Source organism: Abyssicoccus albus, from assembly GCF_003815035.1.
Classification (GTDB): Bacteria; Bacillota; Bacilli; order Staphylococcales; family Abyssicoccaceae; genus Abyssicoccus; species Abyssicoccus albus.
This window is the reverse complement of sequence record NZ_RKRK01000003.1, coordinates 21,574-34,831: the sequence shown is the minus strand read 5'-3', so window position 1 is coordinate 34,831 and position 13,258 is coordinate 21,574. Positions and strand designations below refer to the sequence as shown.

Genomic DNA, 13,258 nt, shown 5'->3' with positions numbered 1-13,258 from the left:
ATATGATTATATGTATAACTATCATATTAAGAAATATTAATGAAGATGATTTCAAGATAATCTACTGCGTTAAATATTAATTAAAATTTTAAATCTCATAATAGATGAATGATACGTTTTTATTATATGAACCATCATCTAAACTCCCTCCTAATAATAAATTTTAATAGATTCTATATATTGCAAAATAGATTGTAAAATGATGAATACTTTAGTTGTTAGGAGTGCTGCCTGACAATTAAGGTATTCTTTAATCATTTCAATGTTAAATTTCCATCTCAAATCGAACCAATAAAAATTAAGATTTATATTAATGTTTTGTCATTGTTATGACTTTAAATTGTTTTTATGAATCCACGTGTGATTAAAATACAATTAAAAGGGTAATCAAAAAATATATGATTTTGGGAAATATATCTAGAAAATAAATTAGTAATTAAGTTGAGAAATATAAATGATGGCCAAATTATTATTTAGCATTAAGTTAAGTAATAAATTTAAAGTCGTTTATACATAGAAAGAAGTCAATGGTGTTTGTATTATTTTGTAACATCATGATTCAATTAATCATATAAAAACATATATAATTAAAAGAAATAAAAAGTAAAATAGGAGGTTATTTCTTGTTAGTTCAAGTGAAGCAGTTCGAACCGACTAAAGTTTATTATAGCGATTACAAGATTATTTTTGAATTAGAGCGTAATGATATTATTCTTAAATTTAATGAGATAGAATATAAATTGGATCAAAGTGGTAAGTTGACGGTGTCTTTTGATAATAATCACGAGATCGACCATACAAATGATGAGCTTTATTTTAAGACGGGTGAAGAAGTTTATAATATTAATATGTACCAATTAAATAAGTACTCGAATATTTCAGAAGTCATTACAAATAAATATTTGTTAAAAGTAAATGCGGCAAAAAAAGGTGAAACAAATTTTGAAATGACAAGTTTTAAAGGGCATTCGATGAAGAAAGTGATTCGAAAAGAAGGTGCTAACTATAATTCATTGAGTATTCAAAATGAAAAAGTGAATAGTGTTTATAATATAGAATATGAAGATGATCATGAACAGATTAATACAAAATTATTAACGGATGAATTAATAGATAGCCTTGAGCATGATAATAAAAAAAGAATAATTGATCATATGTTGAAGAACCATAATATCAAGGGTTTAGAAAGGTTATTTAATGAAGAATCATAATATAAATTCATATAGGTGACACAGCTATGTAATACAACTGTAAAAACATAGCTGTGTTTTTTACGTTGTTGTAACCTATTGCGTCGATTTCTCTGTTACGATGGATATTGAGTTAAAACATATTTATATATGAAATTATTAAAATATGAAATGAATCGTTAATTAATGGAGGATATTATATAATGAAAAAAATCGTAACTGTTGGAGCTGTCGCTGCATTCGCCACTGGGTTAGCATATAATAGTGCTGATGCATCAGAACAAACGAACCATACTGTAAAAACTGGAGATACTTTATTTGCTATCGCACAAAAATATAATACTTCAGTGAGTGAATTGAAATCATTGAACAATATTTCAAGCCATTTAATTTATCCAAACCAGGTGATTAAAGTATCAGCTGGAGAAGAGGAAGTATCAACTCAAGTTGCATCGAAATCAGAAGCTAAAGAATCAAATCAATCAGGCAATGTATCAGCTTCAACATACAAAATACAATCTGGAGACACTTTATATAAAATTGCACAGAAATATAATACTTCTGTATCGGCATTAAAATCATTGAACAATTTATCAAGCGATTTAATTATTGCGGGTCATACATTAAAGGTTTCAGGAGAAGCGACTCCGTCAAAAGTAGAGAATACAACAGTAAAAACAGAAGTGAAAAAAGAAGATATTACACAAAACACTACAAATGTTACTACACATAAGGTGCGCTCTGGAGATACATTAGGTAAAATTGCAAAGCAATACAATACATCAGTTGCAAAATTACAATCATTAAATAATTTATCTTCATATATGATTTATGCTGGAACGACATTAAAAGTAGATGGTGAAGTATCTAAAGTTCAAGCAGCACCGAAGCGTCAAGTTGAAGCAAAACCAGAACCTAAGAAAGCAGCACCACAACAAACGCAAGTTGCTAAGCCTCAAGCTAAGAAAGCACCTGTTACAAGTCAATCTACAGGACGCACTATTCGCGTTGAAGCCACTCACTACACAGCATTCTGTGCTGGATGTATCGGAATTACTGCAGCTGGATACGATGTTCGTAATACAATCTATGCGAAAGGTTTACGTGTTGTTGCTGTAGACCCACGTGTTATTCCATTAGGATCAAAAGTGAGAGTGTCAACACCATATGGTTCATTTGACGCAATCGCTGGTGATACAGGTGGAGCAATTAAAGGAAACAGAATTGATATTTTAGTTGGTTCTCGTGGAGAAGCATTAAACTTAGGACGTGTTGGCGCGACGGTTACTGTATTAAGATAATTTAATTCATTTAATAGTAATTGTTAATTTAATTAAGTAATTTTCTAACAATACTGATTTTTATATACTATACAGAAAGATGTCCGATATTAGGTGTCGGACATCTTTCTGTAATATAACTGTAATTTTTAACTGAATTTATTATCTTCTTGTAACCTATGAAACATTTATATTTGTTAAAGTATTAACTAGTCGAAGCGAGATATGATTTTTATTTAACACAAATAAGTCAATTTATCTCGTATGTATAAAAGTATTAAGCAAGTTTTAGAAACACGAAGCATATAATTAACGAATATTAAATATAGGATTATTATTAGGAGGATTTTTATTATGAAGAAACAAGCATTAACATTAGGTACAGCAGCATTACTTTCAACAGGAATTACAGCAAGTGTAAACGCGGATACTCAACATACAGTTCAAAAAGGTGATACTTTATCAGAACTTGCATTAAACTACAACACAACAGTTGATGCATTAAAATCATTAAATAACTTATCAAGTGAGTTAATTTTAGTAGATCAAAAATTAGTAGTAGATAAAGAAGACTCTGAAGCTGTTAAATACCATGATATTCAAAAAGGTGATACTTTATTCTTAATTGGTAAACAATACGGTAAAACTGTTCAACAATTAAAAGCATTGAATGATTTAGAATCAGACTTAATTATTGCAGGTGAGAAATTAATCGTTGATAAAAAAGAATCAGCGAATAGTGTTGTTCAAAAACCAGTACAACAAAAAGTACATCAACCAGCAGCACCTCAAGTTGCAAAACCAGCAGCTCAAAAAGAAATCAAAGCTGAAAAAGTAGAAGAAAAACAAGAAATCAAGCAACAAGCACAAAACAATGCACAAGCAGCAGAAAAAGCTGAGCAACAAAAGCAACAAGCTGAACGTGTAGCAGCTCAAAAAGCGGCAGAACAAAAAGCGGCAGAACAAAAAGCGGCAGAACAAAAAGCGGCAGAACAAAAAGCGACGGCTGAGCGTCAAGCACAAGCAGAGGCTCGTCAAGCACAACAAGAAAAAATTGCAGCGCAAAAAGCTGCGGAACAAAAAGCAGCAGAAAAACGTGCTCAAGCACAAAAAGCACAACAACAACGTGCTAAAGCACAACAAGTATCTAACGGACGTACAATCCGTGTATCAGCAACACACTATACTGCAGGATGTGCTGGATGTTCAGGAATTACTGCAACAGGCATTGACGTACGTAACTCAATCTATGCAGGTGGTAAGCGTGTCATTGCAGTAGATCCACGTGTCATTCCATTAGGTTCAACAGTTCAAGTGACTACACCATACGGTTCATTCACAGCGATCGCTGGTGATACTGGTGGAGCAATCAAAGGAAATATCATTGATATTTTAGTTGGATCAAAAGGTGAAGCTTACTCTAAAGGACGTACTTCTGCTACAGTAACAATCTTAAACTAATATAAAGTATTAAAAGGATATTATCATATGAAGAGATTTAAGCATAAAGCTTAAGTCTCTTTTTTACTCTATCTTTTATTTGACGAGTTGCGTGTCAAAAGCGTACAATAGAAATAAATAAATCCACTAGGGGTGCCGTGACGGCTGAGATGATGAGTGTCAATCCCTTATACTTGAACTAGATAATGCTAGCGTAAGGAAGTGGGCTTAAAGGTGATAGATTAAGCACCGATATACCCACATGCAAGGGCTGCATTGTGGGTTTTTTATATGTTCAATATATTGTTGCTAACAAATACATAGTTTTGTGAAATATAAATTTATATTATTAATTTTAAGGAGTGTATATGTATGTCACAATCATTAAGTGAGTCACTTAAATCATTAGCGAGTCCAATCATCAATCAAATTTATAATGATGACTTTATTCAATCAATGTTAGATGGATCAACACCTAAAGGAAGTATAGAACACTATTTACGTGCTGATCATCAATATTTGAATGAATTCGCTAAAATTTATGCATTATTGGTTCCGAAAGCACATACGAATGAAGAGATGAACTTCTTGTTATCTCAAATAGACTTTGTCATTAATGGTGAAGTGGATGCACATTATTTTTTATCAGAATATGTAGGCAAAAGCTATGAAGATATTATTAAAGGACACCACCATTGGTATCCGAGTGCAGATCATTATGTGAAACATATGTATTATCAAGTCAATATGAGAGAAGATATTGCTTACACGGTTGCTGCCATGTGTCCTTGCCCATATGTATATCAACAACTTGCATTAAAGATGAAAGAACACCATTCATTAGAAAGCAATCATCCGATGTTAAAGTGGATTGATTTCTATGTCGAAGGTATGGATGAACTGTTAGAGTATTTATTTAATTGGATTGACCAAAGTGCTGAGATGATGTCACAAGATGAAGTAGAAGATGTAAAGATGAATTTCCTACAAAGTTGTGAGCATGAACGTAAGTTCTTTAATATGAGTTATCAACAAGAAGATTGGATGTGGAATAACGATGAACAATAAATTAATGACAACTTTAAGTATTGCAGGAACAGATCCAACGGGTGGTGCAGGTGTATCGGTTGATATGAAAGTATTTCAATCAAGAGGTGTCTATGGGATGGGTGTAACAACGAGTGTCATCGCACAAAATACACTCGGTGTTCAACAAATACACCATTTACCATTAGATATTATAGAAGCACAATTGAACAGTGTCTTTGATGATATTACCCCTGACGCGATTAAGACAGGCATGATTGCAACGAAGGATATGATGGAAGTGGTACTACCTTATATTCAAAATGGTGATATTCCATATGTGTCAGATCCCGTTATGATTGCCAAAAGTGGAGATGCATTAATAGAAGAAGAAACAGTCAACATATTAGTCAATCAATTATTGCCGAATGCAACAGTTGTTACGCCGAACATTCCAGAAGCAGAACGAATTACAAACATGAAGATTGAGACACTTGATGATATTAAATTGTGTGGTAAACGGTTTATTGAAGAGATTGGTTGTGAAAGTGTCGTTGTAAAAGGTGGTCACTTACAAGGAGATGCAACAGACTACTTATTCATTAAAGGTCAAGAAATGATCGTATTAAATGGGGAGCGTTTTGATACAGAACATACACATGGGACAGGTTGTACATTCTCAAGCGTTATTACATCAGAGCTTGCGAAAGGACATAATATTGAAGATGCCGTACGTATTGCGAAAGCTTATATTGAAGCGGCGATCAAACATACACCAGAGTTAGGGCATGGAAGAGGCCCGGTGAATCATTTTGCGTATTCGTCGAATGACGAATAGATAAAACATAAATAAAAATATAGTAACAGGTGCAAATTAAATTGAATGAGTGATGAGGAATTAATAGTAAATGAATAAGGAATGATTCAATGAATTTAAATACATTAAGACAAGTTAATCCATTAGTCGTATGCCAGACTAATAGTGTCGTCACACACATGACAGCAAATCATTTAATTGCATTGGGCGCATCACCTGTCATGAGTGAAGCACCGAATGAACAACATGAAATGCTCCAATATGCTCATGCATTATTGATTAATATCGGCACTTTAAATGATCAGAAGCTTGAGTATATGCATCATGCAATGAAGGTCGCAAATGAACTAGAAGTTCCGATTATACTAGATCCAGTTGGAGCAGGAGCTACATCGTATAGAACGAAAACGGTTCTTAATATGATAGACAAATATAAAATTGCTGTATTGAAAGGGAACTTTGGTGAAATTGCGTCGCTCGTTGGTGCATCAGAGGCAATGAAAGGTGTAGATTCGCAATTTGATGGTAGTGAAGATGACTTGATTGCCATTGCCAAAAAAGCACATGATATGTTTTCGTGTAACATTGTAATTACGGGTGAACGAGATATTATTTATACATCAGATAAATATGAAACATATACATCTGGCACAGTGCTATTTACGAAAATGACAGGGGCTGGGTGTGTGTTAGGGAGTATCATTGGTGCAATGTATTCACCGATGGATAGTTTTGAATCGATAAAATACGCATTATTCACTTATCATACCGCAGGGATGAATGCCGAAGAGATTGTAACATTGGATAGACCCGGTGCATTTCAAGTTGAACTATTAAATCAATTACACCATGTTTCAGACGAAGAAGTGAGGGTGTTATTCGATGATAGAGCATAATGATATGAGTCTTAACAAACATCTACGAAATAATCGTGATCGCTTTAACTTTAGTAGAGAAATGCTCTCTTTATACTACATACAAGGATCAAATGATTCGGCAGGTGAGCCGCTAGAGACGATTGAATTCGCTCTTAAAGGTGGAATCACTTGTTTCCAATATCGAGAGAAAGGGACAAATGCTCTAGAAGGACAAGAAAAAATAAACTTCGCTAAACGTATTCAATCGCTCTGTCATCAATATGAAGTACCGTTCATTGTAAATGATGATGTTGAACTCGCATTACATTGTGATGCCGATGGTATTCATGTTGGACAAGATGATACATCGATTGAAGAGATTTATCCACAATTTAAAGATAAGATTATAGGATTGTCTGTGGGGAATAAGGATGAATATACTAGTTCAAAAGATGTATTACAATATGTAGATTACATAGGAACAGGACCAGTATATAATACACTATCTAAACACGATGCAGGTGATTCAATCGGGACTAAAGGAATACAACAGATGAGAGCAATTGATCAACGTATGCCGATGGTGGCCATTGGTGGTATTCAATCTAACGATATTCAGTCCATTATCGAAGCGGGAGCAGATGGAGTCGCTATCATATCAAGTATTAGTCGAGCGAAAGACCCAGAACTTGCAACGCGTAAGTTGAGAGAAGTGTTGAATCAAGTGAAGCGTTAATCTTATTAATAAGTCATTTAATGGTTAGTAAAATTGTTTAATATAAAAAGGACGGTCTAATAGTTTTTGTTTAAACGTGTCACGACATATGATAAAATACAACTTATGTGAATAATATAGAGGTGACAGAATGAAAAAGAAAATATTTTTACCGTTCTTACTGCTCAGTGTCGCGATGCTGTTAGCAGGGTGTAATTACGAAAACAAAGAAGATCGTACAGGTTTCTTCTATAACGTCTTCGTTGCACCGATGGACTCATTGATACATTGGCTCGGACCAATTTTAGGCCATAACTATGGATTGACGATTATTGTGATTACATTAGTCGTTCGTCTTGCACTATTCCCATTAATGATGAACACATACAAGTCACAAGCTGTAATGCGTGAGAAGATGGCTTTAGTTAAGCCTGAAATGGAGCGTGTTCAAAAGAAAGTGAAAGTCGCAACAACGCAAGAAGAGAAAATGGAAGCACAACAAGAGATGATGGCATTATACAAGAAACATAACATCAATCCTTTAAATATGGGTTGTTTACCAATGTTAATTCAAATGCCAATCGTTTTAGGTTTATACTATGCATTAAGGTTCCCAACAGAAGGCGGGATTACAGAGTATCCGAATTTCTTATGGATGAATTTAACGGAACCAGATATTTTAATTACGCTCGTCGCAGGAATTGCATATGCAGTTCAAGCGTGGATTTCATTGCAATTTATCCCTGAAGAACAGAAGCAACAGATGAAAATCATGATGTTAATTTCACCGATTATGATTATGTGGATCTCATTTATATCTCCATCAGCGTTAGCGTTATACTGGGCAGTCGGTGGTATTTTCATCGTCTTCCAAACGTGGTTAGGGAACAAGTTCTATCGTTCTAAGTCAACAGAGGAGTTAGCGGAATCATCAGAAGAATTGACTCAAGATCAAGCTGAAGAGATCGAACATCGTAAGAATACAGAAGTTCGTTCAAAGAAAAAGAAGAAACGTAAATAACAGTAAGGTGCAATAAGGTACTATTATATATAATAATAGTACCTTATCACTTATTGGAAACTGATTAAGGCATTTAACATGAATATCAGTATATAGAATAGAAATAATATGATAAAGTATATTCCCTTAAAGTTGGATCGATATCTAATTTTGAGGTTTTTTTATGTCTATATATGATATATTAAATGTACGTTATCACTATTATTTAAATAGGCGGTCAATGAAATAGATGAAAAAATATAAAAATATTATCATATCATGGTTAACATTTTGTACTTTATTAATTATAGGCGCAATTTACACGTTCTCTATACCTTATTTCGGTTTTTATGGATTCCAAGCATTGTTTGCTGAACTCGGATTAGAAGACTGGTTGTTTTATGAACTTGCTTTTGATGGTTATTTACTGAATCTAATATATTTTACGGTATTCTTATTCTGTGCCTGGTTATTAATGGAGACGATTGGTACTATTTTGAGATTATTATTGATTAAAGGGGTCATTAGTTTTCGTCATATGATTGTGAAGGTCGTTGCACTTGTCGTGGTCGTACTATTAAATACATTCATTATGAAACATATTATATTAGAAGTTTTTACAACGATTCATATGAGTTATGGATTCTTGATGACATCATATAGTGTGATATACATTATTCAGTTTTTGATCGATAGAATGTATAATGTTGAAAATAAATAAGCATACCTCATCATATGAAGAGGTATGCTTATTTAATAATATAAGTGTATTTTAATACTATTTTGATTGATTATACTTCGTTAAAAATTTTATAAAACCGGAGATATTAATCTTGCGATGGCTTCTTTGCACTTAATGATTAAGCTTCGTTCATTGTATATTTCTTTTGTGAGCTTCGTTGAATGCTTAATATCTTCTTCATACGCTTCAAGTGTTTTTTCTGCAAGTTGTTTATCATAGACGAATGCATTAATTTCGAAGTTCAGTGCAAAGCTACGGTTATCGAAGTTCGCTGTTCCAATGCTTGAAACTTCTCCGTCAATCACCAACGTTTTCGCATGTAGGAATCCTTTCTCGTAGATATAAATATTTGCATTGGTGTCTAATAATTCTCCAACATTGTAGTAAGTACCCCAATAGACGAGTGGATGATCTGGTTTGTTTGGAATCATGATATTCACTTCGACGCCACTCATCGCGACAAGTTTGATTGCGTCTAAAAATGATTGGTCTGGGATGAAGTATGGTGTTTGGATATAGACACTTTGTTTCGCACTGGTAATCATCTTTAAGTAACCGTATTTAATTTGTTCCCATGGTTCGTCGGGACCGCTCGTTCCGATTTGAATTGGGGTAATGTTGCGTGTGTGTTCTGCGTGATGTATTTCTGGACAATAATTTTTATCCAAGATTAATTTTCTATGCTTATGATGTGAGTTCCAATCCGTTGTGAATCGATATTGCAATGCTCGTACTGTTTCACCTGTGATTCTTAGATGATTATCTCGCCAATAGCCGAACTTTTTGTGCGTTCCTAAATATTCATCACCAACATTGAAACCACCAACATAGCCTATGATTCCATCAATAACAACAATTTTACGATGGTTTCGATGATTCATCCGTGTATTAATGATAGGAAACCATGAAGGGAAGAACCGTTCAACTTGACCACCGAGTTTTATGAGTTCTTTAAAGTTTTGATAGTAAAGTGTTCTTGAGCCTAAATCATCGTATAATATTCTAACATGAACCCCTTGTCGTTGCTTTTCAACGAGTAATTCATAAATCGATTTACCAAGTTCGTCCATCTTGAATATGTAGTATTGGACGTGGATATGATGTTTTGCATTCATAATATCACGTTTAAGTTGAGAGAATTTGTTGTGTCCGTCTGTAAATAATGTGATGTCATTATGCGTTGTAATAAATGAATTATTATTGTTGAGTAGTAGTCTAGCGAGTTGATCATGTCGATTAATCGTAGGGTTTCCGAATGACAGTGAATTATCTTTCAAATCTTCGAGCTGTGTTTCAACGTCTTTCTTTATGATGGGTAAAAACTCTTCATTTTTGAAAATTTGTTGCTTATATATTGTTCGTCCGAAGAGTAGGTAGATGATGAATCCGACGATAGGGATAAAGAAAAGAACCAGAATCCATGCCCACGTAGCCATAGCTGTTCTACGTTCTAGAAATATAATGGATAATACGAGTAAGAAGTTGATGATAAATAGCCCGATTAAGATCCAGTTGAATATTTGTGTGAAGTTAATTGAATGCATGAATTCAATCATTGTATCCCATAGATTGATGAAATGTTCCATAGCGTTACCTCTTTTTTGTAGTGATTAATTTTAATTACTTATAGTATATCAATTTTTGAGCCGCATCGTATTGATGTCTTATGATATGATAGAAAAAATTAACAAAATCTTCACATTGAAAGTGTATCTTTCATCCTCATTGGGTAGTATAATATAGATAACCTTAAAGAAACAGGAGTTGATTCGGATGACGAATCGTATGAAAGTAAACCATATCGTATCGATGTTGACAGAGATTGGCGTCAAAGTTTCAAAAACAAAATCACGTGTTGATATTCGTAAATCTATCCCACAAATGAATGTTGAAAAATTGAAATTAGATCGTATTTAATGATATAATACGGTTGTAAATTAAAGTAAAACACTTAAAGTATGCTCACTTTAAGTGTTTTTTTCATCTATAATGTTGTGAAAACGTTTAATAATGCATTGGTCAGCATTTAAGTTAGAAGGAGGTATTTGTACATGGAGACATTTAAAATTACTGAGAATTGTCTATGCTTAATCTTTGGTGAATCGATTGATGAAGAAGTGAATCGTAAAATTGTCAATTTAAAGAATAAGATTGATGATATGCAGATTGATGGGATATATGAAGTTGTTATCTCATACAATCGACTGTATATTTATTTCAATGATGATATATTGACGCACGATGGGTTAATTGACGTAGTGAACACTGTGAATATTGAGGAAGATGATGTGCGTATGCAACGGACCATTGTGATACCGGTTTGTTATGAAGCGCCACATGCTTTAGATATCGATGAACTTGCGCGTGATAATGATTTGACCGTTGAAGAGGTGATTAAGTTACATACAGAGCGTAAATATTTAGTGTATATGCTTGGGTTTATGCCGGGATTCCCTTTTTTAGGTGGGTTAGATGATCGATTAATGAAACCGAGGAAACAAACACCACGTAAAGAAATTCCAGCTGGATCTGTTGGTATTGCCGGTGGACAAACAGGTATGTACCCTTATAAGTCTCCTGGAGGATGGAATATTATTGGTAGAACACCATTAATATTATTCGAATTTGATCGTGAGCCTGAAGTGTATTATGAACCTGGTGATTATATTCAGTTCAAATCGATTACTGCTCAGGAATTTGATGAGATTCAACAGCGTGTGCTTCAGAAGGAGTATGACGTTGAAGTATTGGAAGGTGATGAATAATGAGTATAGAAGTGATACATCCTGGGATGTTTTCAACGATTCAAGATGCCGGTCGACATGGACTACAACATAAAGGGTTATCTCCTGCAGGTGCTATGGATTACAAAAGCTTTATGTTAGGCAATTTGATGTTAGAAAATGATAACCCAGTTAGTATTGAAATGACCATGCAAGGTGGCGTATTCAAATTTAATAGTGATGTTGCATTTATCATTACAGGTGCGGATATGAATGCTGATATTAATGGGGATGCGATATCGAATCAAATCGTCTATAACGCGAAAGCGGGGGAAGTGTTGACGTTTAGACAAGTCAACAATGGTTATAGAACATATTTAACTGTGAAGAATGGATTTGACATTGAAACGATTAAAGGAAGCTACGCTACACATACTAAAATCGGCATCGGTGGATTAAATGGTCGTACACTTCAAGCAGATAATATTATTCCATTGAAGGATCCTAAGACGATGCCTACGAAACGTATTAATACATTTGAAATTGATAAAATGGATCATATCCGTTTCATACCAGGAAAACAATATCATCGATTCAAAGATGTGCATGTCATACCGAATTATGCCTATGAAATCTCTAATACTTCTGACAGAATGGGTATTCGATTAACAGGTGAACGCATTGACGTTAAGCACGGACATGATATCATCTCAGAGCCGATTCCACTGGGTTCAATTCAAGTGTCAACAGACGGCCAACCGATTATCTTAATGAATGATCGTCAGACGGTTGGTGGATATGTAAAACTCGGGACAGTATATTTTGCGGACTTGCCTAAGCTCGCTCAAAAAGCACCAGGTAGTGAGATATATCTTGTTGAAGGAACACTTGAAGAGGCGATCGCTGAGAAAGAAGAAATGATTAATCGACTGAATGAAGTGTCCAACCGAGCATATGACATTCGACATACGAGTCGTCGAATAGAACAATTATTGAAAAGGACGGTGTAGATGATGAGTCAAACAGAAAAGCTAGAACAATTGATTCAAATGATGAATGAAAATGAACTTAAAGTCATCTCAATTAAAGAAGGAGAAGACGAATATTATATCGAGAAAGCAATCAAAGAAGTACAACAAGTACCAATCCAATACCCTCAAATACCTATGGATGGATCACAAACAATGGGTTCAAGTGAGATGAATGACAACAGTGAACAAACAGATCATGTCCAGAAGTCACAACTCGTTGGGACATATTATAATATGCAAGAAGAAGGCGTCAAAGCTCCATTCATTAGTGTCGGCGATAAAGTTGAAAAAGGAGACCGCATCGGTGTAATCGAAGCGATGAAGGTGATGAACGATGTATTCGCTGATGTATCTGGAATCGTCGAAGAAATATATGTGAACAATGGTACACCAGTTGGGTATGATGATCCTTTAATTAGAATCAAAGAAAAGTAGGT

The 13,258-nt window shown here is 34.2% G+C and carries 14 protein-coding genes and 1 riboswitch; of the genes, 13 read left to right on the top strand and 1 reads right to left on the bottom strand.

The window, feature by feature from the left end; genetic code table 11:
* The first annotated feature begins 623 nt into the window (after nt 1-623).
* The 9 genes from EDD62_RS05250 to EDD62_RS05210 all read left to right on the top strand — a co-directional run bounded on the left by EDD62_RS05250 (nt 624) and on the right by EDD62_RS05210 (nt 9,046).
* Nucleotides 624-1,211: a hypothetical protein gene (locus EDD62_RS05250; protein WP_123807821.1), complete on the top strand. Its 588-nt coding sequence runs from the start codon at nt 624-626 to the stop codon at nt 1,209-1,211.
* 182 nt (nt 1,212-1,393) lie between these two features.
* Nucleotides 1,394-2,491: a LysM peptidoglycan-binding and 3D domain-containing protein gene (locus EDD62_RS05245; protein ID WP_123807820.1), complete on the top strand. Its 1,098-nt coding sequence runs from the start codon at nt 1,394-1,396 to the stop codon at nt 2,489-2,491.
* Nucleotides 2,492-2,824: 333 nt separating this feature from the next.
* Complete coding sequence (locus EDD62_RS05240) at nt 2,825-3,931, top strand: 3D domain-containing protein (protein WP_123807819.1); 1,107 nt, start codon at nt 2,825-2,827, stop codon at nt 3,929-3,931.
* Between the two features lie 118 nt (nt 3,932-4,049).
* Nucleotides 4,050-4,148: riboswitch (TPP riboswitch) on the top strand.
* 134 nt (nt 4,149-4,282) lie between these two features.
* A complete protein-coding gene (tenA, locus tag EDD62_RS05235) occupies nt 4,283-4,978 on the top strand; it encodes a thiaminase II (protein WP_123807818.1) in 696 nt (231 codons plus the stop codon).
* Nucleotides 4,968-5,774, top strand: a complete 807-nt coding sequence (thiD, locus tag EDD62_RS05230) for a bifunctional hydroxymethylpyrimidine kinase/phosphomethylpyrimidine kinase (protein WP_123807817.1) — start codon at nt 4,968-4,970, stop codon at nt 5,772-5,774. The genes tenA and thiD overlap by 11 nt, the downstream gene beginning before the upstream one ends.
* Before the next feature lie 89 nt (nt 5,775-5,863).
* Nucleotides 5,864-6,649, top strand: a complete 786-nt coding sequence (gene thiM / locus EDD62_RS05225) for a hydroxyethylthiazole kinase (protein ID WP_123807816.1) — start codon at nt 5,864-5,866, stop codon at nt 6,647-6,649.
* Entirely contained in the window at nt 6,636-7,346 is a 711-nt protein-coding gene (gene thiE / locus EDD62_RS05220; protein ID WP_414731057.1) for a thiamine phosphate synthase, read from the top strand. Before thiM ends, thiE begins: the two co-directional genes overlap by 14 nt.
* Nucleotides 7,347-7,476: 130 nt before the next feature.
* Nucleotides 7,477-8,346 carry a membrane protein insertase YidC gene (gene yidC / locus EDD62_RS05215; RefSeq protein ID WP_123807815.1) on the top strand — a complete coding sequence of 290 codons (870 nt, stop codon included), beginning with the start codon at nt 7,477-7,479 and terminating at the stop codon, nt 8,344-8,346.
* 229 nt (nt 8,347-8,575) lie between these two features.
* The gene (locus EDD62_RS05210) at nt 8,576-9,046 is read left to right on the top strand and encodes a hypothetical protein (RefSeq protein ID WP_077139802.1); all 471 of its coding nucleotides are present in this window, start codon (nt 8,576-8,578) and stop codon (nt 9,044-9,046) included.
* Between the two features lie 89 nt (nt 9,047-9,135).
* Here EDD62_RS05210 and cls read toward each other — a convergent pair whose 3' ends face one another.
* Nucleotides 9,136-10,623 carry a cardiolipin synthase gene (gene cls / locus EDD62_RS05205; RefSeq protein ID WP_123808095.1) on the bottom strand — a complete coding sequence of 496 codons (1,488 nt, stop codon included), beginning with the start codon at nt 10,621-10,623 and terminating at the stop codon, nt 9,136-9,138.
* Nucleotides 10,624-10,840: 217 nt separating this feature from the next.
* Here cls and EDD62_RS09185 point away from each other — a divergent pair, with 217 nt between their 5' ends.
* The 4 genes from EDD62_RS09185 (at nt 10,841) to EDD62_RS05190 (ending at nt 13,256) form a co-directional block, all read left to right on the top strand.
* The gene (locus EDD62_RS09185; protein WP_161485356.1) at nt 10,841-10,984 is read left to right on the top strand and encodes an Lmo0850 family protein; all 144 of its coding nucleotides are present in this window, start codon (nt 10,841-10,843) and stop codon (nt 10,982-10,984) included.
* Between the two features lie 134 nt (nt 10,985-11,118).
* Nucleotides 11,119-11,832 carry a 5-oxoprolinase subunit PxpB gene (gene pxpB / locus EDD62_RS05200; protein WP_123807814.1) on the top strand — a complete coding sequence of 238 codons (714 nt, stop codon included), beginning with the start codon at nt 11,119-11,121 and terminating at the stop codon, nt 11,830-11,832.
* Nucleotides 11,832-12,800 (top strand): 5-oxoprolinase subunit C family protein, encoded by a 969-nt coding sequence (locus EDD62_RS05195; protein ID WP_123807813.1) that lies wholly within the window; start codon nt 11,832-11,834, stop codon nt 12,798-12,800. The genes pxpB and EDD62_RS05195 overlap by 1 nt, the downstream gene beginning before the upstream one ends.
* A 3-nt stretch (nt 12,801-12,803) precedes the next feature.
* Nucleotides 12,804-13,256: an acetyl-CoA carboxylase biotin carboxyl carrier protein gene (locus EDD62_RS05190; protein WP_170152781.1), complete on the top strand. Its 453-nt coding sequence runs from the start codon at nt 12,804-12,806 to the stop codon at nt 13,254-13,256.
* Nucleotides 13,257-13,258: the final 2 nt, after the last annotated feature.